This is a genomic window from Teichococcus vastitatis (assembly GCF_003604215.1).
Classification (GTDB): Bacteria; Pseudomonadota; Alphaproteobacteria; order Acetobacterales; family Acetobacteraceae; genus Pseudoroseomonas; species Pseudoroseomonas vastitatis.
Map to the genome: position 1 here is coordinate 131,594 of NZ_QXGS01000007.1, position 23,204 is coordinate 154,797.

General features: G+C 69.5%; 18 protein-coding genes. 6 read left to right on the plus strand and 12 right to left on the minus strand.

From position 1 onward, the window contains the following. Positions 1–53 precede the first annotated feature (53 nt). The 3 genes from D2K64_RS12050 to D2K64_RS12060 all read right to left on the minus strand — a co-directional run bounded on the left by D2K64_RS12050 (position 54) and on the right by D2K64_RS12060 (position 4,245). A complete protein-coding gene (locus tag D2K64_RS12050) occupies positions 54–1,064 on the minus strand; it encodes a tripartite tricarboxylate transporter substrate-binding protein (protein WP_120008608.1) in 1,011 nt (336 codons plus the stop codon). A gap of 163 nt (positions 1,065–1,227) precedes the next feature. Further along, positions 1,228–3,033 carry a translation elongation factor 4 gene (gene lepA / locus D2K64_RS12055; RefSeq protein ID WP_120008609.1) on the minus strand — a complete coding sequence of 602 codons (1,806 nt, stop codon included), beginning with the start codon at positions 3,031–3,033 and terminating at the stop codon, positions 1,228–1,230. A 153-nt stretch (positions 3,034–3,186) separates the two neighbouring features. Then, positions 3,187–4,245 carry a glycosyltransferase family 4 protein gene (locus tag D2K64_RS12060; protein WP_120008610.1) on the minus strand — a complete coding sequence of 353 codons (1,059 nt, stop codon included), beginning with the start codon at positions 4,243–4,245 and terminating at the stop codon, positions 3,187–3,189. Between the two features lie 171 nt (positions 4,246–4,416). On the opposite strand from D2K64_RS12060, the gene D2K64_RS12065 reads away from it, so the two are divergent. Continuing rightward, positions 4,417–6,213 (plus strand): ABC transporter ATP-binding protein, encoded by a 1,797-nt coding sequence (locus tag D2K64_RS12065; protein WP_120008611.1) that lies wholly within the window; start codon positions 4,417–4,419, stop codon positions 6,211–6,213. 69 nt (positions 6,214–6,282) lie between these two features. Here D2K64_RS12065 and D2K64_RS12070 read toward each other — a convergent pair whose 3' ends face one another. From D2K64_RS12070 to D2K64_RS12080, 3 genes are all read right to left on the minus strand, one after another. Further along, positions 6,283–7,383 carry a patatin-like phospholipase family protein gene (locus D2K64_RS12070; protein ID WP_120008612.1) on the minus strand — a complete coding sequence of 367 codons (1,101 nt, stop codon included), beginning with the start codon at positions 7,381–7,383 and terminating at the stop codon, positions 6,283–6,285. Positions 7,384–7,386: 3 nt separating this feature from the next. Continuing rightward, positions 7,387–8,352 (minus strand): SDR family oxidoreductase, encoded by a 966-nt coding sequence (locus tag D2K64_RS12075; protein WP_120008613.1) that lies wholly within the window; start codon positions 8,350–8,352, stop codon positions 7,387–7,389. Between the two features lie 82 nt (positions 8,353–8,434). Then, positions 8,435–8,641 carry a hypothetical protein gene (locus D2K64_RS12080; protein WP_120008614.1) on the minus strand — a complete coding sequence of 69 codons (207 nt, stop codon included), beginning with the start codon at positions 8,639–8,641 and terminating at the stop codon, positions 8,435–8,437. Positions 8,642–8,845: 204 nt separating this feature from the next. On the opposite strand from D2K64_RS12080, the gene rpsD reads away from it, so the two are divergent. Together rpsD and D2K64_RS12090 are read left to right on the plus strand one after the other, a co-directional pair. Beyond that, positions 8,846–9,463, plus strand: coding sequence for a 30S ribosomal protein S4 (rpsD, locus tag D2K64_RS12085; protein WP_120008615.1), 618 nt, complete (start codon positions 8,846–8,848; stop codon positions 9,461–9,463). A gap of 147 nt (positions 9,464–9,610) precedes the next feature. Then, the gene (locus D2K64_RS12090; protein WP_120008616.1) at positions 9,611–9,979 is read left to right on the plus strand and encodes a hypothetical protein; all 369 of its coding nucleotides are present in this window, start codon (positions 9,611–9,613) and stop codon (positions 9,977–9,979) included. A gap of 39 nt (positions 9,980–10,018) precedes the next feature. Here D2K64_RS12090 and D2K64_RS12095 read toward each other — a convergent pair whose 3' ends face one another. From D2K64_RS12095 to D2K64_RS12105, 3 genes are read right to left on the minus strand one after another with little or no spacing between them, the layout of a single operon-like run. Next, positions 10,019–11,542: a SpoVR family protein gene (locus D2K64_RS12095; RefSeq protein WP_120008617.1), complete on the minus strand. Its 1,524-nt coding sequence runs from the start codon at positions 11,540–11,542 to the stop codon at positions 10,019–10,021. Between the two features lie 5 nt (positions 11,543–11,547). Beyond that, the gene (locus D2K64_RS12100) at positions 11,548–12,855 is read right to left on the minus strand and encodes a YeaH/YhbH family protein (RefSeq protein WP_120008618.1); all 1,308 of its coding nucleotides are present in this window, start codon (positions 12,853–12,855) and stop codon (positions 11,548–11,550) included. Between the two features lie 24 nt (positions 12,856–12,879). Beyond that, entirely contained in the window at positions 12,880–14,826 is a 1,947-nt protein-coding gene (locus D2K64_RS12105) for a PrkA family serine protein kinase (RefSeq protein ID WP_120008619.1), read from the minus strand. Between the two features lie 476 nt (positions 14,827–15,302). On the opposite strand from D2K64_RS12105, the gene D2K64_RS12110 reads away from it, so the two are divergent. Then, a complete protein-coding gene (locus D2K64_RS12110; protein WP_120008620.1) occupies positions 15,303–15,758 on the plus strand; it encodes a MerR family transcriptional regulator in 456 nt (151 codons plus the stop codon). A 17-nt stretch (positions 15,759–15,775) separates the two neighbouring features. On the opposite strand, the gene D2K64_RS12115 is transcribed toward D2K64_RS12110, so the two are convergent. Together D2K64_RS12115 and D2K64_RS12120 are read right to left on the minus strand one after the other, a co-directional pair. Beyond that, positions 15,776–19,225 (minus strand): AAA family ATPase, encoded by a 3,450-nt coding sequence (locus D2K64_RS12115; protein WP_120008621.1) that lies wholly within the window; start codon positions 19,223–19,225, stop codon positions 15,776–15,778. Position 19,226: 1 nt separating this feature from the next. Further along, on the minus strand, positions 19,227–20,483 hold the full coding sequence (locus tag D2K64_RS12120) for a metallophosphoesterase family protein (RefSeq protein WP_202910641.1): 1,257 nt from the start codon (positions 20,481–20,483) through the stop codon (positions 19,227–19,229). A gap of 202 nt (positions 20,484–20,685) precedes the next feature. Here D2K64_RS12120 and D2K64_RS12125 point away from each other — a divergent pair, with 202 nt between their 5' ends. Next, a complete protein-coding gene (locus D2K64_RS12125) occupies positions 20,686–21,288 on the plus strand; it encodes a PadR family transcriptional regulator (protein WP_120008623.1) in 603 nt (200 codons plus the stop codon). A 21-nt stretch (positions 21,289–21,309) separates the two neighbouring features. Here the strand turns inward: D2K64_RS12125 and D2K64_RS12130 are convergent, their stop codons facing one another. Continuing rightward, positions 21,310–22,794: a M81 family metallopeptidase gene (locus D2K64_RS12130; RefSeq protein WP_120008624.1), complete on the minus strand. Its 1,485-nt coding sequence runs from the start codon at positions 22,792–22,794 to the stop codon at positions 21,310–21,312. 121 nt (positions 22,795–22,915) lie between these two features. On the opposite strand from D2K64_RS12130, the gene D2K64_RS24380 reads away from it, so the two are divergent. After that, positions 22,916–23,203 carry a putative quinol monooxygenase gene (locus D2K64_RS24380; protein WP_157985823.1) on the plus strand — a complete coding sequence of 96 codons (288 nt, stop codon included), beginning with the start codon at positions 22,916–22,918 and terminating at the stop codon, positions 23,201–23,203. The last annotated feature ends 1 nt before the right edge of the window (position 23,204 follow it).

Here is a 23,204-nt window from a genome sequence, read left to right on the forward strand (position 1 = left end):
TGTGCGGACAGCGGTCATCGGGTGTTCAGTACCGGGCATTCCTTAAGGATTCCTCAATCGGCGTATTGTCCCGCCGCCTCGATCACCGGCTTCCACTTGGCGATGTCGGCCTGCCAGAAGCTGGCATGCGCCGCCGGGGTGGCCCGTTCCTGCGCCACCGGCGTGGTGCCGAGATCGGCGAAGCGCTGGCTCACCTTGGGATCGCGCAGCGCCGTCTGCAGCGCCTTCGACAGCCGCTCCAGGATCGCGGCATCGGTGCCCTTCGGCGCATAAAGGCCGTGCCAGATGGTGACTTCCATCCCGGGCAGCCCGGCCTCGGCGGCGGTGGGCACGTCCGGCATGGAGGGCAGGCGCTCCGGCGTGGTCACCGCGAACACCTTCACCGCGCCGGCGCGGATCTGCTCGGTGGTGTTGGTGGTCTGGTCGCACATCACGTCCACCGTGCCGGAGATCAGGTCCGTCATGGCCGGTCCGGTGCCGCGATAGGGTACGGTGGTCATCGGCGCGTCGACCGCCTTCTGCAGCAGCAGGCCGCACAGGTGGCTGGCCGCGCCGATGCCGGCATTGGCGTAGTTGATGCCGGTGGTTTCCTTGCGGATCAACGCCGCCAGTTCCTTCAGGTCCTTGGCCGGAAGGTCCTTGCGGGCGATCACCGTCATCGGCACCTCGGTCACCAAGCCGATCGGTGCGAAGGCGCCCACCGCGTCATAGGACAGGCGCCGGTACAGTGTCGGCGCGGTGGCCATGCCGATGTGATGCAGCAGCAGGGTCTGGCCATCCGGGCGCGCCTGCGCCACCCGCGCCGCACCCAGCGTGCCGCCAGCGCCGCCGACATTTTCCACCACCACCGTCTGGCCCAGGTCGCGGCTCATGGATTCGGCCACCAGGCGCGCCACGGTGTCGGTGGGGCCACCCGCGGCGAACGGCACCACCACGGTGATGGTGCGCGTGGGATAGGTGCCCTGCGCCTGGGCGGGCGCGAAGCCCAGGGCAGCCAGACCTGTCGCCGCCAGGGCCAGCTGGGCAAGGCGGGGAATGGCGTGGAGCAGGCGGCGTCGGTCCATGGAGTAAGTCCTTCCGGCAGAACGGCCCGCTTCTGGGGCGGGTGGGTGCAGGGCCGCCAGGATGGCGGCGCGGGCACGGAAGAACGTTAACGCATCGGAGCAAGGCCCCGCCACAACCGCGGCGGGAAATCACCAAGCTTTGCCTTGTGCGTTCCGCCGACGTTCAGCTGTCCATCTTGAGCGCGGCGATGAAGGCGCTCTGCGGGATCTCGACCTTGCCGAACTGCCGCATGCGCTTCTTGCCCTCCTTCTGCTTCTCGAGGAGCTTGCGCTTGCGGCTGATGTCGCCGCCATAGCATTTGGCGGTGACATCCTTGGACATGGCCGAGATGGTCTCGCGGGCGATAACCCGGCCGCCGATCGCCGCCTGGATCGGGATCTTGAACAATTGGCGGGGGATCAGCTCCTTCAGCTTCTCGCAGATGGAACGGCCGCGCCGCTCCGCCTGGGCGCGGTGCGCCATGAAGGACAGGGCGTCCACCGGCTCGTTGTTCACCAGGATGGAGATCTTCACGAGGTCGCCCTCGTCATAGCCGTCCATCACGTAGTCGAAGGAGGCGTAGCCGCGGGAGACCGATTTCAGGCGGTCGTAGAAGTCGAACACCACCTCGTTCAGCGGCAGGCGGTAGACTGCCATGGCGCGGTTGCCGACATAGGTCAGCTCCACCTGCTGCCCGCGCCGTTCGGAGCACAGCGTCAGGATCGAGCCCAGATGCTCGTCGGGCACCATGATGGTGGCCTTGATCCAGGGCTCCTGGATGGACTGGATCAGCGTCGGGTCCGGCATGTCGGCCGGGTTGTGCAGGTCCTCGGTCTCGCCCTTGTTGTTGGTCAGCTTGTAGACCACCGACGGGGCAGTCGCGATCAGGTCGAGGTCGAACTCGCGGGACAGGCGTTCCTGGATGATCTCCAGGTGCAGCAGGCCGAGAAAGCCGCAGCGGAAGCCGAAGCCGAGCGCGGCCGAGCTTTCCGCCTCGAAATGGAAGGACGCGTCGTTCAGCCGCAGCTTGCCGAGCGATTCGCGCAGCTTCTCGAAATCATCCGCGTCCACCGGGTACAGGCCGCACCAGACCACCGGGATGGAGGGCTTGAAGCCCGCCAGCGGCTCGGCCGCCGGGTGGCGGTCATCGGTGATGGTGTCGCCGACATTGGTCTCGGCCACCGTCTTGATGGCGGCGTTGAGGTAGCCCATCTCGCCCGGGCCCAGGTAGTCGACGGGTGTCATCTTGGGGCGGAACACGCCGACGCTGTCCACTGTCTGGGTGGTGCCCTCGGCCATGAAGCGGATCTTCTGGCCGCGGCGGATGGTGCCGTCCTTTACCCGGATCAGGATGATGACGCCGAGATAAGGGTCGTACCAGCTGTCCACCAGCAGCGCCTTCAGCGGCGCGTTCGGATCGCCTTGGGGCGCGGGTAGGCGGGTGACGATGGCCTCCAGCACGCCCTCGATGTTCAGCCCCGACTTGGCGGAAATCTCCACCGCCTCCGAGGCGTCGAGGCCGATCACGTCCTCGATCTGCTGCTTCACCCGCTCGGGCTCGGCAGCCGGAAGGTCGATCTTGTTGAGGATCGGGACGATCTCGTGGTTGGCGTCGATCGCCTGATAGACATTCGCCAGCGTCTGCGCCTCGACGCCCTGCGAGGCATCGACCACCAGCAGCGAGCCCTCGCAGGCGGCCAGCGACCGCGAGACTTCGTAGGCGAAGTCCACGTGGCCGGGCGTGTCCATCAGGTTCAGCACGTAATCGTTGCCGTCCTGCGCCTTGTAGTCGAGCCGGACGGAGGCGGCCTTGATGGTGATGCCGCGCTCCTGCTCCAGTTCCATGCTGTCGAGCATCTGCTCCTTCATCTCCCGCTGGGAGATGGCGCCCGTGGCCTGGATCAGCCGGTCGGCCAGGGTGGACTTGCCATGGTCGATATGCGCGATGATGGAGAAGTTGCGGATACGGGAGAGGGGTGTGTCGGTCATGCTGTTCCGGCGGCAGGTCGAGGCGGAGCGCACCCGCCGAGTTCAGCGCAGCAGATAAGGCATGACAGCCGGGAATCAAAGCGCAACCGGGACAACAGGCCAGGGAGGCGCCTGCCTCCCCGGCCGAATTCAGCAGGGCGGCGCCCCGTCCGCCTACTCGGCGGCGACGGCCAGCACCGGTGCCTCGCGGCGGCACAGCCCCTCGTAGAGGGACACGTAATCCTCCGCCATGCGGCGGCCGGTGTAGCGCTTGTCGAACTGCGCGCGCACCGCGGCGCGGGGCAGCTGCCTGGCGCGGCCCACTGCGCCGATGGCTTCCGCCATGCTGGTCACGGCGTAGCCGGTGACGCCGTCATCCACCACCTCGGGCACGGAGCCGTGGCGGAAGGCGATCACCGGGGTGCCGCAGGCCATCGCCTCGATCATCACCAGACCGAACGGCTCCGGCCAGTCGATCGGCGTCAGCAGGGCGATGGCGTTGGCCAGGAAGTCCTGCTTCTGCGTTTCGTTGATCTCGCCGATGAACTCGATCAGCGGATGGTTCAGCATCGGCTTGATGGTGTTCTCGAAATAGTCGACGTCCACCTTGTCCACCTTGGCCGCGATCTTCAGCGGGGTGTTGGTGGCGATGGCGATCTCGATGGCGCGGTCGCAGCGCTTTTCCGGCGCGATGCGGCCGAGAAAGGCTAGGTAGCCGGGCTGCGCCGCCGGGTCGGGACGAAGCAGGTTCTTTGGCAGGCCGTGGTAGATCGTGCCGGCCCAGTTCGCCTGCGGCAGCGGGCGGCGCTGGTCGTTCGAGATCGACACCACGGGAGCGTTCGGGAAGGCATCGAACACCGGCTGCAATTCCTGCAGATCCAGGCGGCCGTGCAGCGTGGTCACGAAGGGTACGCTCTGCCGCGAGAACAGCGGGAAGGGCAGGTAGTCCAGGTGGAAGTGCAGCAGGTCGAACTCATGGCGGCGGCGGTAGACCTGCTCCAGCATCAGGGTCAGGGGCGCGCCGGCATCGCGCACGGACGGGTCGAGGCGCAGCGCCTTGGCGCTCATCGGCGCCAGGGTGGCCTTGGTGATCGAGTCGCCGCTGGCGAACAACGTCACATCGTGCCCCAGCTCCACCAGCTCCTCGGTGAGGTAGGACACGATCCGCTCGGTGCCGCCATACAGCTTCGGCGGCACGGCTTCCGTCAGGGGGGCGATCTGAGCGATACGCATCGGGCCGGATCTCCAGTTTGTCTTAACTGGATTGAAGATCGCATCCGATTGAGGTTTGGATTCGGCAAACTTCGCCACGTTTTGGTCTTCTTGCTGCTGTTACCTCTGCATCAACGCACCGGCGGATCATTATCACGCGCTTGTGCTCACGTTCAGGAGGCCTTCCGCGCCATGCAGCGGTCCGATACCAGCGACCTGCTCCGCCTGTCCCGGCGTCCCATCGGGTTCCTGCTTCGCCACCTGCGGCCCTATGCCGGCAGCCATGTCACGATCATGATCACGGTGCTGGGCGCCGTGGCCTGCTCGGTGGGCGCCAATTACGCGGTGAAGAACCTGATCGACACCCTGGCGGGCGGGCCGTCCAACGTCAGCGGCACGGCGGTGTGGACGGCCTTCGCGATCCTGGCCGGTATCATCACCGCCGACAACATGCTGTGGCGCATCGGCGGCTGGATCGCGGCGGACCGCTTTCCGCGCGCCACCGCCTCCATGCGTGCCGAGCTGTTCCATCACCTGTCCGGCCATTCGCCGGGCTACTTCGCCAACCGCTCGGCCGGCACGCTGGCGGCACGCATCAGCGCCACCGGCACCGCCGGCTTCACCGTTCTGCAGAACTTCACCTGGCACACCGTGCCGCCCGCCGTCGCGGTGATGCTGGCCATCGCCTTCCTGGGCAGCGTGGACCCGATCATGGCCGGTTGCCTGGTGATCGCCGCCGCGGCGCTGGCGATCGGCGTCGCCTGGCTGGGCCGCAAGGGCGAGGAGAAGCATGACCGCTTCGCCGGCCGCGCCGCCACCGTGGACGGGCAGCTGGTGGACGTGGTGCAGAACTTCTCCCTGGTGCGGGCCTTCGGCGCCTTTGGCCGGGAACGCATGCTGCTGGACAAGGCGCTGGCCGACGAAACCGCCGCCCGGCGCGCCAGCCTGCGCTACCTGGAGAAGCTGCGCCTGGTGCATGGCGCGGCCACCGCCGTGCTCACCGCGGTGCTGCTGTGGTGGGTGGTGACGCTGTGGCAGGCCGGGCGCGCCACGGCCGGTGACATCGTGCTGGTCTGCACCCTGGGCTTCACCATCTTGCACGCCTCGCGCGACCTCGCCATGGCGCTGGTGGACCTGACCCAGTACGTCGCCCGCATGCGGGAAGCACTGGTATCCCTGCTGGTGCCGCATGACCTTCCCGATGTGGAGAATGCGCACCGGCTGCTGGGCAAGGGCGGCGCGGTGGATTTCCGCGACGTGACCTTCAGCTACCCGCAGGCGCCTGCGGGCGCGCCGCCGATCCTGCGCGGCCTGAACCTGTCCATCCCGAAGGGCCAGAAGGTCGGCGTGGTCGGCCGTTCCGGCGCTGGCAAGTCGACCCTGCTGACCTTGTTGCAGCGCCAGTCCGCGCCGCAGGCCGGCGAGGTGAACATCGACGGCCAGAATATCGCCGAGGCGACGCGCGAAAGCCTGGCGGAGCAGATCGCGGTGGTGCCGCAGGATGTGTCCCTGTTCCACCGCACGGTGCTGGAGAACATCCGCTACGCCCGCCCCGACGCCAGCGACGAGGAGGTGCTGCGCGCCGCCGAGGCCGCTCGCTGCCGCGAATTCATCGAGGCGCTGCCGGAAGGCTTCAACACCGTCGTCGGCGACCGCGGCGCCAAGCTGTCGGGCGGCCAGCGGCAGCGGCTGGCGATCGCCCGGGCCCTGCTGAAGGACGCGCCGATCCTGTTGCTGGACGAGGCGACCTCCGCTCTCGACAGCGAGTCGGAGGCCGAGGTGCAGACGGCCCTCGACTCCCTGATGGAGGGCCGCACGGTGATCGCCGTGGCCCATCGCCTGGCCACCCTGACCAATTTCGACCGCATCGTGGTGATGGATCAGGGCCAGGTGGTGCAGGACGGTCCTCCCGACCAGCTGATGCGTCGTGCCGGTCCCTACCAGGACATGGTGCGCCGGCAGTCGGAAGCGCTGCAGGTCGCGGCCTGAGCCGGATCGGCGCCGGACGCCGGTTGACCGCTGAAGGGGCGCGCGGGCGCCCCTCTTTTCAGGTCCGGCTCAGCGTTGCTCCGCGGGGCGGGCGATCTCGTGGAAGACCAGGCCCGGCTGCTGTTGCAGCGCCCCGACCTGCTCCAGGGCCAGGCGCATGTCCTGTTCGCCGGCGTTCCAGCGTGACGCCAGGGTCTGGGCGGAAAAATCGAACGCCTTGCCCAGGCCGGCCTCGTCCAGCGCGGCACGGTAGCTGAGGCAGAGAATGGTGGTGCGGGCGGCCCGGCCTTCCGCCAGCAGCGGTGCCAACTCCGGGGCCTCCCTCACCGGGTCCGGAAGCTCCGCGATGAGGCGGCGCAGACGGTGCTCGCGCTCGCGTCCTTCCAGCAAGCGGCGGGTCTGGTTGCCGAAGGCGATGTCGCCGGCGCGCGCCGCTCCCGCCGCCAGGGTGTGCGGGCGGCTGCCGCACCGGGCAAACAGCTCCACCGCGAAGCAGAGCACATCCTGCGCCGGCAGGTCGTCCAGGATCAGGTCGATCGGCAGGTTGGCCGACAAGCCGCCGTCGCCGAGCAGCCTTTCCCCGATCTGCACCGGCGGAAACAACGGCAACAGGGCACTCGAAGCCAGCAGGTGATCGGGGCCAATGCGGTCGCCGCGCGCCGTGTCGAACACCACGCGTTCGCCACTGAGGATGTCGGTGGTGCCCACGGACAGGCGGATCTCTCCGCTGTTGAGCCGGTCGAAATCCACCAGCGCCTCCAGCTGCGCCCGCAGCGGCTGCAAATCATACAGCGCCGGGACATCTGCCGCGCCGGCGCCCGGCAGGCCCATTCGCGGCCGGAAGACGCCGGGGGAGCCGAACAGGTGGGATTGCAGCGCCGCCGCCATCGCCTCGGCCTCGCGCCAGGGTCCGGCCAGCGGGGCGCCGAACCAGAGCGGGGCCAGCGGCGCCGGCTCGCGCACCGCGGCCTGCCAGAAGCCGTGCAGCCGTTCCAGCCGGCGTTCCGGCGGGTTGCCGGCGATCAGCGCGGCGTTGATGGCGCCCGCCGAGACGGCCGCGATCCAGCGTGGCGCGCGGCCGCCGGCCACCAGGGCGGCATAGGCTCCGCCTTCATAAGCGCCGAGGGCGATGCCGCCCGACAGCACCAGAGCGTGGAAAGGCTGTTCCATGGTTCAGCGGGTCAGCCGGCGCAGCACCAGCACGGCGGCCAGCACGCCGAAGGCGGCCATCGGCACGCCGCCATTGTTCAGCCCGTGCCGCCAGCCGCCCCTGACGCGGGCTTCGTCGGCCGCGGGAGCGAACAAAGCGCCGGACGTCTCGGGGCTCGATTCCCGCGCCAGGAAACCGGCGTTGAGCACCCGCCCGATCAGCCGCGTCGCCACCGGCGAGGGGGCGATGCGCTTCACCAGGGATGCGAATTGCCCGAAGCCGCCGATAATGGTTTCCGCCCGCGGCCGGTCCACGAGGCGCAATACGGTGTGGGCCACTTTCTCCGGCGTATAGACCGGCGGCGCCGCCCGCACCCGGTGGTGGCTGTAATTGGCCGCGTGCTGAAAGAAGGGGGTGTCGATGACCGATGGCAGGATGGTGCAGATCTGGATGCCGGGCTGGTCCAGCACCTCCTGCCGCAGGGCTTCGGAAAAGCCTCGCACGGCGAATTTGCTGGTGGCGTAGGCGGTGGAATCCGGCTTGGCGGTGCGGCCGACGATGGAGGCGTTCTGGATCAGCACGCCGTGCCCCTGCCGGCGGAACACCGGCATCACCGCGCGGGCGCCGTGCACATAGCCGAACAGGTTGGTCTCGATCACCCGCCGCCAGGCATCGGAGGGCAGGTCCTCGAAGCGGCCGAAGATGCCGACGCCGGCATTGTTGAACCACACGTCGATGCGGCCGAAGCGTTGCAGCGCACGGTCGGCCAGGGACTGGACCTGGGCTTCGTCCGTGGTGTCGGTCGGTACGGCCAATGCCTGGACGCCCAGCAACTCGCACTCGCGGGCCAGTTCCTCCAGCCGGTCGGCCCGTCGGGCGGCCAGAACGACGTTGTCGCCGTTCTCGGCAAAGGCATAGGCCGTGGCGCGGCCGATGCCGCTGGAGGCGCCGGTGATGACGACGACGCGCCCGCCTCGGGTGTTGGACATGATGCAGGGCCTTTCCGCTGGTGCTTGCCGCATTGCAGCACACGGGAAGCAGAACAGGGGCCGGCGGGCCAGGGTTGCGGCGTCAGGACTCGACTTGCCGCGCCAGCCGCCTGGACAGCAGATAGCCGATCAGGCCGCCCAGCGGGGCCGCGGGCAGCACCAGCGCCCAGGCGGCGTGCACGCCGTTCACCACCAGCCCGAGGCCGATGCCCAGCATCAGCCCGCCCACGAGGCTGCCGGCCACGCCCGCCGTCAGCCCCAGCACCAGGATTTCCGCGCGTGTCACCATGCCTGCGGAGTAGCAGGGAATCCGCGTTTGACAAGCGGAAGGACCGGCGGGTAAAGCGCGGCTCCCTTCCGGGAACGCGGACGTGGGCTCCTGGGCCCGCGCGCCCGCCCTTTTGCCGTTTTCATTGCGGCAATCGGGACTACCGGGACATCAGCGACACCATGGCCACAAGGCCGGGGCGCACAACAAGAAGGAGCCCGCCGCATGACGAAGCGCGCGGAAAGCAAGTACAAGATCAATCGCCGCCTCGGCGTCAACCTGTGGGGCCGTGCCAAGTCCCCGGTCGCGAAGCGCGAATACGGCCCCGGCCAGCACGGCCAGCGCCGCAAGCAGAAGCCGACCGATTTCGGCGTTCAGCTGATGGCGAAGCAGAAGCTGAAGGGCTACTACGGCAACATCGGCGAGAAGCAGTTCCGCAAGTATTACGAGGAGGCCGTGCGTCGCAAGGGCGACACCTCCGAGAACCTGATCGAGCTCCTGGAGCGTCGGCTGGACGCCGTGGTGTACCGCATGAAGCTGGCGATGACGCCCTTCGCGGCGCGCCAGTTCGTGAACCATGGCCACATCACGGTCAACGGCAAGCGCGTCAACATCCCCTCCTACCTGATCCGCGACAATGACGTGGTCGAGGTGAAGGAGAAGTCGAAGCAGCTGGTGGTGGTGCTGGATGCCGCGCAGAGCGGCGAGCGCGACGTGCCGGAATATATCGAGATCGACCACCGCCAGATGAAGGGCCGCTTCCTGCGCGCGCCGAAGCTGTCGGACGTGCCGTATCCGGTGCAGATGGAGCCGAACCTGGTGGTTGAGTTCTACTCGCGCTGACCGGCTTCTGCCGTCGAGGCGAACAAGGCGGGGCAGCGATGCCCCGCCTTTTTTCGTGCCGCCCGCGCCCCGGATAAGGATTTGGGAAGGATTTTGGTGGAGCTTGACGCGGTCCATTGCTGCCGCTGCCGGGGAGGCTCCGAAACCATGTCCGCCATCATCGTGCCATTCGGCCAAGCCCCGGTCCGCGCCGTGCCGATCTCCGCCGCCCCCAGCGTCTCGCCAACCGAGCTCCGGGCGGCGCAGCAATGGGCGGCGCGCCAGGGCGAGGGCTGGCATGTCGAGGCCATCCGGCTGGCCGATGCGGAGATCGCGCTCGGCATTTCGCCCCCGCGTTGCCGGCCCAGGCTGCCGAGCCAGAAGCCGCAACTGCCCTGGATCATCGTGCGCGATGCCGAGGGTGCGGTGCTGATCCATGCCGAGAACAGTTCCGGCGTGGTGCTGTCCTCGGTGATGGCGGCGCTGGAGGCGGTGCAGGTGCTGGAGATCGGAACGGTGCAGGCCGCCTCGGCCTGAGCCGGGCGGCGCCGGTTTCCTTCCGCCGGCTCGCCGCCGTCACGGTCCGGCGGAATGCACCGCCAGGATGTTATCGGTGGCCATGTCGACCTCCTGCAGCCGCACCTCGTATCCCCAAAGGGAAGCGAGGTAGCGCATGGTGGCCGCGGCGTCCTTGGCGTGCAGCAACTGGCCGGGCTTGGTGCGGTGCTCCAGCAAAAGGCGCCGGTCGCCGCTCAGGTCCACGTCCAGCACCTGGATGTCCGGCGTGCTGAGGCCCGGATCGAAGGAGCGCGCCAGGGAGCGGCGGATCTCGCGGTAGCCATCCTCGTCATGGATGGCATCCACCAGCAGGCTGGATTCGGCGGTGTCGTCCAGCAGGCGGAACAGCCGGAAGCGGCGGATCACCGCCGGCGACAGGAACTGCAGGATGAAGCTCTCATCCCGGTAATTGGCCCAGGCATGCTTCAGCGTGCCGATGGCGTCGCCATTGCCGGCGAAGTCCGGGAACCAGCGCCGGTCCTCGGCGGAAGGATCGGTGCAGGCGCGGGCGATATCACTCATCATCGCATAGCCGAGCGCGTAGGGGTTCAGGTTCGGCCCCACATGCTCGAAGCCATGCTGCTGGATCACCGAGCTGGTGGAATGGATGCATTCCAGGAAGGCGGCGTCGTCGATCTGCCCCGTCTCGTGCAGCCGGGTCATGATCTGGTGGTGCACCCAGGTGGCGCAGCCCTCGTTCATCACCTTGGCCTGGGGCTGCGGGTAGAAATATTGCGCGATCAGCCGGACGATGCGGATCAGCTCCCGCTCCCAGGATTTCAGCACCGGGGAGGTCTTTTCCAGGAAGTAGAGCAGGTTCTCTTCCGGCAGACCGAGGCGGCGCCGGCGCTCGGCCACCCCATCGGCACCGATGGACGCCTTGCCGCTCGGCACGGTGCGCCACAGGTCGTTGTAGACCTTCTGGTCGTATTCCCGCCGCTCGCGCTCGCGCTGCTCCTCGGATTGCAGGTTCAGGGAACGCTGCTTGCCGCCATGCCGGTGCACGCCGTTGCGGGACAGGGCATGCGCCGCATCCAGCACCCGCTCCACCGCGGCGACGCCGTGCTGGTCCTCGCAGCGGGAAATGAAGCCGCGGGCGAATTCCAGGTAATCCAGGATGGAGGTCGCGTCGGTCCATTGCCGGAACAGGTGGTTGTTCTTGAAGAAATGATTGTGGCCGAAGGCGGCGTGGGCGATCACCAGCGCCTGCATGGTCGCCGTGTTGCCCTCCATCAGGTAGGAGATGCAGGGATTGGCGTTGATCACCACCTCGTAGGCGAGGTTGCTGTAGCCCTTCTTGTATTCGTTCTCGTGCTGCAGGAAGTGCTTGCCGTAGGACCAGTGCCGGTAGGTGATCGGCATGCCATGCGCCGTGTAGACGTCCAGCATCTGCTCGGAGGTGATCACCTCGATCCGGTTCGGATAAACGTCGAGCCCCAGCTCGGTCTCGGCGATCCGTTCGATCGCGTCATAGGCGCGGCGCAGCGTGCCGAAATCCCAGGCCGTTCCGGAATACAGGAGGGGGGAGGAGCCGCTGTCCATGGTGGTTATCCCGCGCCCAGGCCGCTGACCGGGCGCTTGCCGAACAGGTCGCGGAACACCGGGAAGATCTCGCGCCGGTCGCTGACGCGGCGCATCGCCATCTGCTCGGACCGGCCGGCCAGCGGCTCGTAGCCGCGCCACAGATCGGTTTCGCCGCGGATCACCGCGCCCGAGGGCGCCACCTCGATATAGGCGAAGTGCTGCACCAGCGGCAGGATGTCGTTCTCCAGCAGCCCGACGGCGCGGGCGGTGTCGCCGCCGTAATTGTCGCCATCCGAGGCCTGCGCCGCGTAGATGTTCCAGGACGAGGCCGGGTAGCGTTCATGTTGGATGCGGATCAGCTCCTCCAGCGCGGAGGAGACGATGGTGCCGCCGGTGCGCGGGTCGGTGAAGAAGGTCTTCTCGTCCACCTCCTCGGCTGCCTCGGTGTGGCGGATGAACACCAGCTCCACCCGCTTGTAGCGCCGCTCCAGGAAGACGTGCAGCAGCAGGAAGAACCGCTTGGCGAGGTCCTTCATGCTCTCGGTCATGGAGCCGGAAACGTCCATCATGCAGAACATCACCGCCCGCGCCGAGGGCTTGGGCGTCGGCGTGAAGCGGCGGTAGCGCAGGTCCACCGGATCTACCCAGGGGATGCGGGCCTGGCGCCGCCGCGCTTCCACCACCTCGGCGCGCACAGCGGCGAGACGCTCCGGTGCTTCGCCGGAGGCTTCCAGCGCCTCGATCTCGGCCTCCAGCTCGCGCACCGCCTGGCTCTTGGGGCGCTTCAGGCCGATGCGGCGGGCCATGGACTGGCGCATGGAGCGCGCCAAGTCGATCTGCGACGGCGAGCCATCGGTGGAAATGCCGGTGCGCATCGGCGACACCGTTTCGGTGTCCAGGATGTCCCGCTTGACGAGGTCCGGCAGTTCCAGATCCTCGAAGAACAGGTCGAGGAACTCGTCGCGGGTCAGCACGAAGCGGAAATTGTCCTCGCTGCCACCGCCGCCCTCGCCGGAGGCGCCGCTCCCGCTACCGCCGCCCCCGCCACCCTTGCCGTCCGGGCGCTTGAGACGGTCGCCGACGGAGAACTCCTTGTTGCCGGGCAGCACGATGTCGCGCTTGCCGCTGGTGAACACCTCGTGGAAGGCGGGTTCGTGCAGCGAGTCGGCGGGGATGGTCACCGCTTCCCCATGGCCGGTTTCACGCAGCGTGCCGCTGTCCACGGCGTCCCGCACCGCCTTGATCACCGCCTGCCGCGCCCGGGTCAGGACGCGGCGGCGGTTTTCCAGGTTCTTGCCATGCGGGTTTGGTCGTCTGTCGATGATGTCCAAAGCCGATCCCGTCCCCCGAAGCGCTCAGGCCGACTGCTTGACGCGCATGTACCATTCGACAAGCCGGCGCACCTGGCGCTCCGTGTAGCCGCGGGAGACCATGCGCTCGACGAAATCGCTGTGCTTGCGCTCGGTCTCGCCATCCTTCTTCGAGCCGAAGCTGATGACCGGCAGCAGGTCCTCGACCTGGGAGAACATCCGCTTCTCGATCACGTCGCGGATCTTCTCGTAGGAGGTCCAGGACGGATTGCGCCCGCCATTGCTGGCCCTGGTACGTAACGCGAACTTGACCACTTCGTTGCGGAAGTCTTTCGGGTTGGCGATGCCCGCCGGCTTTTCGATCTTGGTCAGCTCCGCGTTCAGCAGGTCGCGGTTCATCATCTGCCCGGTGTCGGGATCCTTGAAGTCCAGGTCCTCGATCCAGGCATCCGCGTAGTCGAGATAGCGGTCGAACAGGTTCTGGCCGTAGTCATGGTAGCTTTCCAGATAGGCCTTCTGGATCTCGTTGCCGATGAACTCCGCGTAGCGCGAAGCCAGTTCCGACTTGATGGCGGTCAGGTAGCTTTGTTCCACCTCAGGCGGGAACTGCTCGCGTTTGATCGATTGTTCCAGCACGTACATCAGGTGCACCGGGTCGGCCGCCACTTCCGTCGGGTCGTGGTTGAAGGTGGCCGAGAGCACCTTGAAGGCGAAGCGGGTGGAAATGCCGTCCATCCCCTCATCGACACCGGCGGTGTCGCGATACTCCTGCATCGTCTTCACCTTGGGGTCCATCTCGCGGATGTTTTCCCCGTCATAGACGCGCATCTTGATGAAGGGCCGGGAATTGGCATGCGGCTTCAGCCGCGACAGCACGGCGAAGCGCGCCAGCATCTCCAGCGTGTGCGGCGCGCAGGGCGCTTCCGCCAGGGCCGAGGAGCGGATCAGCTTCTCATAGATCTTGGTTTCCTCCGTGACGCGGAGGCAGTACGGCACCTTCACCACCGAGACGCGATCGAGGAAGGCCTCGTTGGTGCGATTGTTGCGGAAGCTCTGCCACTCCGCCTCGTTGGAATGCGCCAGGATCACGCCGTTGAACGGAATGGCGCCGATGTTCTCGGTGCCGACGTAATTGCCCTCCTGCGTCGCGGTCAGCAGCGGGTGCAGCATCTTGATCGGCGCCTTGAACATCTCGACAAATTCGAGAAGCCCCTGGTTGGCGCGGTTCAGCCCGCCGGAGAAGCCGTAGGCGTCCGGGTCGTTCTGGCTGAAGGTTTCCAGCTGCCGGATGTCGACCTTGCCGACCAGGGCGGACACGTCCTGGTTGTTGTCGTCGCCCGGCTCCGTCTTGGCGATGGCGATCTGCCGGCGGCGGGAGGGATACAGCTTCACCACCCGGAAGCGCTGCAGGTCGCCGTCGAACTCGTCCAGCCGCTTCAGCGCCCAGGGGCTGGCCAGCCCGGTCATGTAGCGCACCGGGATGTTGTATTTCTCGGCCACGGCCGGGCCCATGCTCTCGGGATCGAACAGGCCGAGCGGGCTCTCGAAGACCGGGCTGACCTCCTTGCCGGCTTTCAATACATAGATCGGCTCCTGCTCCATCAGGGCCTTCAGCCGCTCGCCGAGCGAGGATTTGCCGCCGCCCACCGGGCCGAGCAGGTAGAGGATCTGCTTGCGCTCCTCGAGCCCCTGCGCCGCGTGGCGGAAGAAGCCGACGATGCGTTCGATGGTGTCTTCCATGCCGTGGAACTCGGCAAAGGCCGGGTACACGCGGATGGTGCGGTTGAGGAAGATGCGGCCGAGCCGCGCATCCTTGGCGGTGTTGATGGTTTCCGGCTCGCCAATGGCGCGCAGCATGCGCTCGGCGGCCGAAGCGTAGCAGCCGGGGTCCGTCCGGCATTGTTCAAGGTAGTCCGCGAGGCTCATCTCGACCTCGCGCCGCTGCTCCCGCATCGCGCTGTGAAGGGAGAAGATGTCGTCAAGCTGGGCCATTCGCGCTCCTGGCTTGCCTCTCGGGCGTGAAGGGCGCTTCCCGTTCTTGGGGCGCCGGCGCTCCACGCAGCCAGTGTCCGACTTGCGGCCTGCAAAAGTCACGAGAATCATCGCTGCGAGAGCGAAAAAAAATCGTGTCAAAGAGTGAGGAAACAGTAACAAACCAAGGAGATGCTGCCGGCAGAGGCCGCCGCGAACAGCCCGGGCGACTCGATCACCGGAGCCTCGTCCCGACAACGCCCACGACCCTTCCGCCGGCGCTGTTTTCCAGCCGTGCAGCCCTTGCCGCAGGCCCGTGGAGCCGCCTTCTCGCACGCCCTGTGCCGGCCTGAACGGGCGCCGCATGACCCGGCGCCGCGCCTTCGCTCCGGAAGGCCAGGCAGGATCGAGAGGGCAAAACCGGGAGGGCAGGACTTTGCAGCCCGCGCCGCGCTGCCCTAAGCATCCTCCAGCGACTGGACATTCGGGGAACCGGCATGCACCACAGCATCGGGGAACTGGCGCGGCGAACCGGGGTGAAGGCCACCACCATCCGCTGGTACGAGGCGGAAGGGCTGTTGCCCCCGCCCGGCCGCAGCGAAGGCGGCCACCGGCAATATGATGCGGATCACCTGCGCCGCCTCGGCTTCATCCGCCACGCCCGGGAGCTGGGCTTCGCGATGCCGGCGATCCGCGCGCTGCTGGGCCTGGCCGGAAAGCCGCGCGAGGATTGCGCCGCCATCCACGCCCTGGCCACCGACCAGATCGCCGCCATCGATTTCCGGCTGCGCCGCCTTCAGGCGCTGCGCGCCGAGCTGGCGGAGATGGCCCAGTCCTGCCAGGGCGGTCCCGCCGGCGATTGCCGCATCCTGGAAACCCTGGCCGATTTCGGGCACGGCCATTGCCACCACCATGAGCACGGCCCTGCGGAGCCTGCCCTCCCGCCGGGCTGACGCCAGAAGGGCTCGCCTCAGGCCAGTTCCTGCAGATGCAGCGTCCCGTCCGGCAGCGCCACCCGCGCCACCTCCACCAGATGGCGATGATGCGTCAGCAGGATCACCTGGGTGGTCTGGCTGAGTCGGCACAAGGCGCGAAAGGCGGCGGCGGCACGCGCATCGTCGAAGCTCTGCAGGATGTCGTCGCCGAGAAAGGGCAGGGGCGTCGCCGTTGCCGCGTGGTCCTCGATGGCGATCAGCCGCAGCGCCAGAAACAGCTGGTCACGCGTGCCTTCCGACAAGGCGTCGACCCCGGCCTCCTCGCCCTCCGGTGCGGCGCGGCGAACCATCAAGTGGGCCACGCCCTTGTCATCCTCCCGTGCCACCAGGGAGGGATAGGCGCCATCGGTCAGCGCCGCGAACACGCCGCCGATGCGTCGCAGCAGCGCATCATCCCCCGCCTGCTGCACCTGCCCCATGGCGGCGCCGAGCAGCGAACGGGCAGCCTGCAGCAGCACCGCTTCCTCCAGCAGCTGACCGAGCCGGGCCAGCGCCGCCTGCTCATCCGCCGCGGCCTCGCGCGCCGCGCCATCCTGGCTCAGGCGCTGCATCTCGGCCTCGGCGCGGGCACAGTCCTGCGCCGCCTCCTCCGCCGCGCGCTGCGCCGCGTCGCCGGCCGCGCGGGCGTCCGCCAGGGCCAACTCCAGCACGTCCGGCGGTTGCGCCGCCTGCTCGGCGCGCAACGTCGGCAGGTCCAGCCCGTCGCCATCCGCCAGGAGCTCGGCCAGCGCCGTGTCCCGCGCCGCCACGCGGGCCGCCCGCTCCGCCGACAAGGCCAGGCGTGCCAGTGCCGCATCGGGATCGGCCGCGCCCGCCTCGGCCAGGGCGCGGCGCAGCGCCGCGGCGCAGTTCTCCGCCTCCAGCGTCAGGGTCGCGGCACTGCGGGCCGCCTTCTCCGCCTGCTGCTGCAAAGTATCGCGACGGGATTGCAGCGCCTGTTCGGCCTGCAGCCGCGCGCCGAGGCGACGGGCGGCGAGCACCGGGTCCGCCGGCTCCGCCTCGCCCAGCTCGGCGCACAGGGTGCGGCAGCTGGCCTCGAAGCTCGCCAGCTCCGCCTGCAGCGCCGTGCCGCGCACCCGCAGTGCCGCCGCGCCCTGCAAAAGCGGCCCCAGCTGCCCGAGCAGGTCCAGCACCGCGGCGCCGTCATCCGGGCTTTCCTGCGGCGGGCGGCCGAGGGCTGACTGCACGCTGCGCCATTCCGCCTGCCAGGCCAGGAGGCGCCTGCGTTGCGATGCCGCCTCCTGCTCGGCTTCGGCCAGCGCCTGCCGGCGATCGGCCAGAAGGCGCTGCTGCTGCGCGCGCGCATTGTCGGCGGCGCGGCCGGCGCGCAGCGCCGCTTCGGCGCGGTCAAGCGCCACCACCAGCGGCGCCGGCACCGGCTCTCCCAGGGCGGCACACAGGCGCAGCGCGCCGGCCGCCTGCCGTTCCGCGCGCTCGGCGGCGGCGGCGCGCTGCCGGTCCAGCATCTCGGCGGCATCCAGCGCGGCCTCGCGGGCCGCCAACGCGGCCTGCAACGCCGCCGGAGGGATGGCGGCCTCCAGCTGCAGCGCATGCAGCGCGGTGCCCCACGCCTGGTTCGCGGCCTCCGCCGCCTGGGATGCGGCATCGCGGTGCCGCAGGGCCGCCGCGTGTTCCGCCCGGTCGCGGGCCAGGGTGGCGGCCAGCACCTCGGCATCGCGCAGCCGGGTGGCTTCGGCGAAGCGCAGGTCGGCGATACGGTCGGCTTCCGCCACCAGCACCTCGAAGGCCGTGGCCTCGGCCGGGCCCGCTTCCGCGCGGCGCAGGCGAAGCCAGCTTTCCTGCCGGCGGTTCCGCGCCGCGGCCAGGGCGGCGGCGTCGGGCAGGGTGCCGGCGGCCTCCAGCGCCGCGCGGCGCGCTTCGCTCCCGGCAAGGTTTTCGGAGCATTGCGCCAGCACCGCTTCGGCCTGTCGCAAGGCGGCCTCGGCCTCGGCCATCGCGGAACCCAGCCGCAACAGCGCGTCACCGGGCGGCAGGGGCAGGGCGCGCAGCATGCCGGCGCTGCGCCAGGCGGCGGGCAGGCGGGCGGCGCGGCTGGTCCAGGCGGCCTCGGCCTCGGCCACGGCACGGCTTTCGCGGGCCATCAGGATGGCGGGGTCGCCTTCGGCGCGCAGCGTCGCCACCAGCATTTCCAGCGCCTCCAGGTCCCGCGGCGGCGGCAGCGCGGCAAGGGCGGCCTCAGCCTCGCGCAGCAGGTCGCGCTGGCGCTGCAGAAGCTGAGGCGCACGCGCTTCCGCCTCCGCCAGCGATGCGTGCTCGCGCAGCAGGCGCCGCGCCTTGTCCAGCAGCCATTGGGGCGGCAGCAGCGCTGCCACGTCGGCATCATCCGCCACGCCCAGGGCACGCAGCCTGTCGCGCAGCCGGGCTTCGCCGTCGCGCTGCTCCTGGCGCAGGGCAGGCAGATCCTGCCGCGCCCTTTCGGCCGTGCCGGCGGCATCGCGCAGCGCGGCGATCCGGTCGGCGCGGCCGAGCCAGGCGACGTCGGGCGCCAGCTCCGCAGCCTCGGCCAGCAGGTGCCGATGCTGCCGCGCCGCTTCCTCGGCGCCGCGCGCCGCCTGCGCCGCCTGCTCGCGCGCCGCTTGCAGACGGCCGGCGAGATCCTCCGGCAGCACCGGCGCGTCCGGATGCGCCGCCAGCCACGCCTCGGCCGCGTCGTGCCGGCGCAGCGCGGGGGCCAGGCGCCGCAGCCGTTCCAGCCGGCGCAGCGCGGCGGCGGCGGCAGCGGCGGCGGCGCGGGCGGCCGACCGGCGCCTGCTGGCCTCGGCGAGCAGGCGTTCCCGCTCCCGCCATTGCGCCGGACGCAGCAGGCTGCCACGCAGCGCAGTCTGGCTGGAGCGGAGCTGATCCAGCGCCTCATAGAAGGGGCGCTGCGCCGCCTTGCGGGTGGGCGCCAGCTTGTCGCGTGCCGCCGCCAGTTCCTGGCCCAGGGCGCGCGCCTGGCGCAGCCCGCCGGCCGCCTGCAGCAGCGCCTCGGCCAGGGCGCCGCCGGAGGCCAGCAGCCCGGCGCCGCCTTCGCGCAGCAGCGCGGTGTCGAGGGCGAAGAGCCGCTCCAGCAGGGGTCGGTCGGCACCGCCGAGCAGGCCCGGCAACAGGGCGGGATCGAGCGGCGCGTCATCCGGGCCGAGCAGCGTGCCGGCACGCCCCTTGCGGCGGGTGAAGCCGAAGCGGCTGCCGTCCGGCGCCACGCCCTCGGCGGCGATCTGCATGCCGGCATAGCCGTGGCGGAAGCCCATCGGCGTTTGCGCGCCGATGCCGAACAACAGGTCGCCCAGCGCGCCGCGCAGCACCGACTTGCCGGCGCCGTTCGGCGCCAGCACCAGGTTGACGCGGCCGGGCGCCGGGTCGAGGCGCAGCGACGCGTCGGCGAAGGGACCGTATTGCCGCAATTGCAGGCGGGTCAGCCGCATCTCAATCCTCGGCCAGCCGGGTCAACAGCAGGTCGCGCGCGCGGTCGAGCCATTCGGCGCCGAGCCGGCCGTCCGCCGCCTGCACCGCCGGATGATCGGGACCCAGCGCATCGCGCAGCCCCGGCGCGCGGGACAGCAGCTGCGCGGCATAGTCGGCCAGCTCCTCCAGCGCCTCGGGCGGCGGCGCGGCGATCGCCGCCAGCAGCCGCCCGGCGGCATCCGAGCGCGCCACCGGCATGGCCGCCGGGCGGGTGTCGAGGCGCACCGCCTCGATCCAGAAATCCTCCTCCGACGCCGCTTCCAGCGCGGCGGCGCGCAGCCGCCCCAGGGTGCCGGCGCGGTCGCGCGACAGGGTGGCATGCGCGGCGGTGGCGCCGAACAATTCCAGCCGCAGCGCCAGCAGGCGGCCTCCGGCGGCATCCACCGCCTCGCCCACCGCGCGCAGCACGCGGTCCAGCACGGCGCCGTCATCCGCCGCGCCGGCGCAATCCACCAGCACGCGCTGCCAGCGCACCACATCCAGCGTCCGGTGCTCCACGGCGACGACATGGTTGTCGCGCACCGTGACCAGGCTGGCGCCCTTGGCGCCGGCCTCGTTGATGTGGCGGCCCTGGAGGTTGCCGGGAAACACGATCCAGGGATCGCGCAGCACCTCTTCCCGCGTGTGGATATGGCCGAGCGCCCAATAGTCGTAGCCGTGCCGCGCCAGCTGCTCCACGGTGCAGGGCGCGTAGGAGGCGTGGCCCGGGCGGCCGGTGGCGGCGGTGTGCAGCAGCGCCAGGTTGAACAGGCCGGCACGCGGCGCCGGGTAGCTCATGGCGATGTTGTCGGTGATGTCGCGGCTGGCGAAGCTTTGCCCGTGCAGCACCACGCCGTGCTGCTCCAGCACCAGCGATTCCGGACGGCGGGTGGAGAGCAGGGTGGCGCCTTCCGGCAGCCGCAGGTCGCGGGTGATCTGGCTTTCGGCGTCGTGGTTGCCGCGGATGGCGACCACGCGGATGCCGGCCCGCGTCAGCTTCGCCAGGGCGGCGACCAGCGCCTGGCCGGTGCGGAAATCCGACCAGTCGCCATCATACAGGTCGCCGGCGATCACCACGAAATCCACCTTCTCCTCGATGGCGAGGTCCACCAGGGCCGACAATGCTTCCCGGCTGGCGCCACGGATGCGGGCGGCGGGAGCGGACAGATCGGCATCGAGGCCGCGCAACGGACTGTCCAGGTGCAAGTCGGCGGCGTGCAGAAAGCGGAAGCTGGGCAAGGGAGCTTGGTGATCCTTTGGGATCAGCGGGTTAGCACGCGTGCAGGGTCGGGGGAAAGCACGCGCGACAATGGCGGCGGCGGTTTCGGCGGCTGTGAGCTTCATCCGGAGCGCGCTGCCGCGACGGGCGGGTTGTGACTCCTGGAGAAAACCCATCAAGATATATCTTGAACGGCGATATATCTCGATCCATATCGGCTGCATGAGACATCATCGGAGCGGCCATCACGGCCATGCTTTCAACACCCCTGGGGATCTGTTCTGGCGGCAGGGCGGCGGGCATCGCCGGCATCATCATCCGCAGGAGCGCCATCAAGGAGGCGGCCGTGGCGGCGGCCATCGCGGCGGGCGGCTGTTCGACCACGGGGAGCTGCGCCTGCTAGTGCTGGCCATGCTCGCGGACGCGCCGCGCCACGGCTACGAGCTGATCAAGGCGATCGAGGAGCGCATGGGGGGCAGCTACAGCCCGAGTCCCGGCGTCATCTACCCCATGCTTTCCTGGCTGGAGGACATGGACTACGCGGTGGTCGAGGCCGAGGCGGCCGGGCGCAAGCGCTACCGGCTGACGGCCGAAGGGGAGACCTTCCTGGCCGGCAACCGCGCCGCGGTGGACACGCTGTTCGCCCGCATCGGCTCCGGCGGGGAAGGCGGCCGCGGCGGCGTGCCGGCGCCGGTGGTTCGGGCGATGGAGAACCTCAAGGTGGCGCTGCGCCTGCGGCTGCGGCAGGGACCGCTCGACCAGGCCACCGCCGAGGGCATCGCGGCGGCGCTGGACGCGGCGGCCCAGGCCGTGGAGCGGAGCTGAGCGCTCCGCCCGGGACCCACGTCAGCCGAAAGGGGGGCTGCCATAGGGGTAGTAGTTCCCCAGCGTGAGGTTCTCGTAGCGCAGCCCGTCCAGCCTCACGGTGCCGAGGAAGGGCTGGTCCGGCTCCACCAGCAGGATTTCCCGGGCGAAGCCGTTGTCGTCGAAGCCGCGGCGGAAATGCACGCGCGACTTGATCGCGATGACGTCGAAGACGGCCGGGTCGATGCCCATCCCGTGCAGGGTGTGCAGCTCGATGATCTGCGTCAGGAACGGGGTCAGGACCAGCAGATTGCCTTCGCCGAACTCGATGCTGATGCAGGTCTGGGTGGAGGAGCGGCGCGGCCCCTCGACCACCTGCCGCACACGCCCCTGGATGCGCACCGGCTCGCCCGAGGATTCATCGGCCCGGCCGCCCAGCGCCATGTCGAACTCGTCGCCCGCCTTGATGCCGCCGGCCAGCAGCGCTTCCACCGCGGCGGCGTCCGCCAGCGTCGCCACCAGCGCGTTGCTCAGACCCTGGTCAAGGATGGCCCGCAGCAGCCAGGTGGCGTAGCCCGAGCGGTCGCTGTGGTCGCACAGCACCACGGGGGTCTTGCCCTCGGCCACGGCTGCGGCGGCGCGCGCCACGCCTTCCCCGATGCGCCAGATCTTGGCGGCGTTCAGCAGCGCCTCGCGCTGGCGCCAGGCAAAGCGCGCCATGTCGTCGGCGACCTGTTGCGCCAGCTCCGGCCGGTTGTCGGTGATCACCTGGAAGCACATCCCGGCATCCGGCACGTCGGACCAGGGGAAGCCGAAGAACACGTTGACGTACACGTCCGGCTCGCGCGCTTCCCACACCAGGGCGCGCTGCACCAGCGCGGCCCAGGGCGAGCTGCCGCCGGTCCATTGCAGCACGGTGGGCGAGATGATGGGCACCTTCACCGTCGCGTGGCTCGGCTTGAAGTCGCCGCGGATGGCGCGCACCAGCATGCGCGCGGCGCGCTGCCCCTGCAGGTGCGCGTCGTAATGCGGGTAATATTTCACCGTGAATGCCATGTCGGCGTGGCGGAGGAATTCCTCGTCCTCATTGCCGTGCGGGTCGAAGGTGGCGGTGATCAGCGTCTGCGGGCCCACGACCTCGCGCACGCGGCGGGCGATCTCGGCCTCGGGGCGGGGCACGCCGCGCACGCCCATGGCGCCGTGCAGCGACAGGTAGACGCCGTCGAACGGCCCCTGCGAGCGCAACTCCTCCACCATGCGGCCGACGAAGCGCTCGAAGGCTTCCTTGGTGATCCAGCCGGAGCCGGAGCCGCGCTTGGAATCCAGCGGGCTCTCGATGCCGACCAGCTCCACGCCGTCATATTCGCGTGCCACCTGGACGAAACCGCCGATGTAGCCCTGTGGCTCGGAGCCGAGCAGCGCCTCGCCGGAAGCCGGGGACCCGGGGAAGATGAAATCCTCGGCGGTGGTGTCAAAGGGCAGAAAGGTCACGGTCTCATGCGAGAATTTCAGCACCGCGATCCGCATCGCCCGTTTCTCCGTGGTCATCGCTGGCTCCTTGCCGCCATCGAACAATGCCGCGCAGACTAGGCCCGGGCCGGCGCGCCGCGAAGCCACCAACAAGGCCGGCCCGCAGGGAGGCTGCCCGATGCTGCATGTGATCGCCGAATTCACCGCCCGCTCCGGCCAGGAGGATGCGCTGCGTCAGGCGCTGCGCGACGTGCTGGCGCCGACGCGGGCCGAGGATGGCTGCCACGAATACACGCTGCTGGCCGACTCCACCCAGCCCGACCACCTGATCCTGCGCGAGCAATGGCGCGACGATGCCGCGCTGGATGCGCATTTCGGGCAGCCACACATGAAGCAGCTGATCGCGCGGTTCGACGAGCTGCTGGCCACGCCGCCCGCCATCCACCGCCTCAGGGAGATGGGCTGAT

Bases quoted from the DNA above. Each gene is read 5' to 3' on its own strand.
- D2K64_RS12050 (WP_120008608.1), bottom strand. From the start codon at position 1,064: ATGGACCGACGCCGCCTGCTCCACGCCATTCCCCGCCTTGCCCAGCTG.
- lepA (WP_120008609.1), bottom strand. From the start codon at position 3,033: ATGACCGACACACCCCTCTCCCGTATCCGCAACTTCTCCATCATCGCG.
- D2K64_RS12060 (WP_120008610.1), bottom strand. From the start codon at position 4,245: ATGCGTATCGCTCAGATCGCCCCCCTGACGGAAGCCGTGCCGCCGAAG.
- D2K64_RS12065 (WP_120008611.1), top strand. From the start codon at position 4,417: ATGCAGCGGTCCGATACCAGCGACCTGCTCCGCCTGTCCCGGCGTCCC.
- D2K64_RS12070 (WP_120008612.1), bottom strand. From the start codon at position 7,383: ATGGAACAGCCTTTCCACGCTCTGGTGCTGTCGGGCGGCATCGCCCTC.
- D2K64_RS12075 (WP_120008613.1), bottom strand. From the start codon at position 8,352: ATGTCCAACACCCGAGGCGGGCGCGTCGTCGTCATCACCGGCGCCTCC.
- D2K64_RS12080 (WP_120008614.1), bottom strand. From the start codon at position 8,641: ATGGTGACACGCGCGGAAATCCTGGTGCTGGGGCTGACGGCGGGCGTG.
- rpsD (WP_120008615.1), top strand. From the start codon at position 8,846: ATGACGAAGCGCGCGGAAAGCAAGTACAAGATCAATCGCCGCCTCGGC.
- D2K64_RS12090 (WP_120008616.1), top strand. From the start codon at position 9,611: ATGTCCGCCATCATCGTGCCATTCGGCCAAGCCCCGGTCCGCGCCGTG.
- D2K64_RS12095 (WP_120008617.1), bottom strand. From the start codon at position 11,542: ATGGACAGCGGCTCCTCCCCCCTCCTGTATTCCGGAACGGCCTGGGAT.
- D2K64_RS12105 (WP_120008619.1), bottom strand. From the start codon at position 14,826: ATGGCCCAGCTTGACGACATCTTCTCCCTTCACAGCGCGATGCGGGAG.
- D2K64_RS12110 (WP_120008620.1), top strand. From the start codon at position 15,303: ATGCACCACAGCATCGGGGAACTGGCGCGGCGAACCGGGGTGAAGGCC.
- D2K64_RS12115 (WP_120008621.1), bottom strand. From the start codon at position 19,225: ATGCGGCTGACCCGCCTGCAATTGCGGCAATACGGTCCCTTCGCCGAC.
- D2K64_RS12125 (WP_120008623.1), top strand. From the start codon at position 20,686: ATGAGACATCATCGGAGCGGCCATCACGGCCATGCTTTCAACACCCCT.
- D2K64_RS12130 (WP_120008624.1), bottom strand. From the start codon at position 22,794: ATGCGGATCGCGGTGCTGAAATTCTCGCATGAGACCGTGACCTTTCTG.
- D2K64_RS24380 (WP_157985823.1), top strand. From the start codon at position 22,916: ATGCTGCATGTGATCGCCGAATTCACCGCCCGCTCCGGCCAGGAGGAT.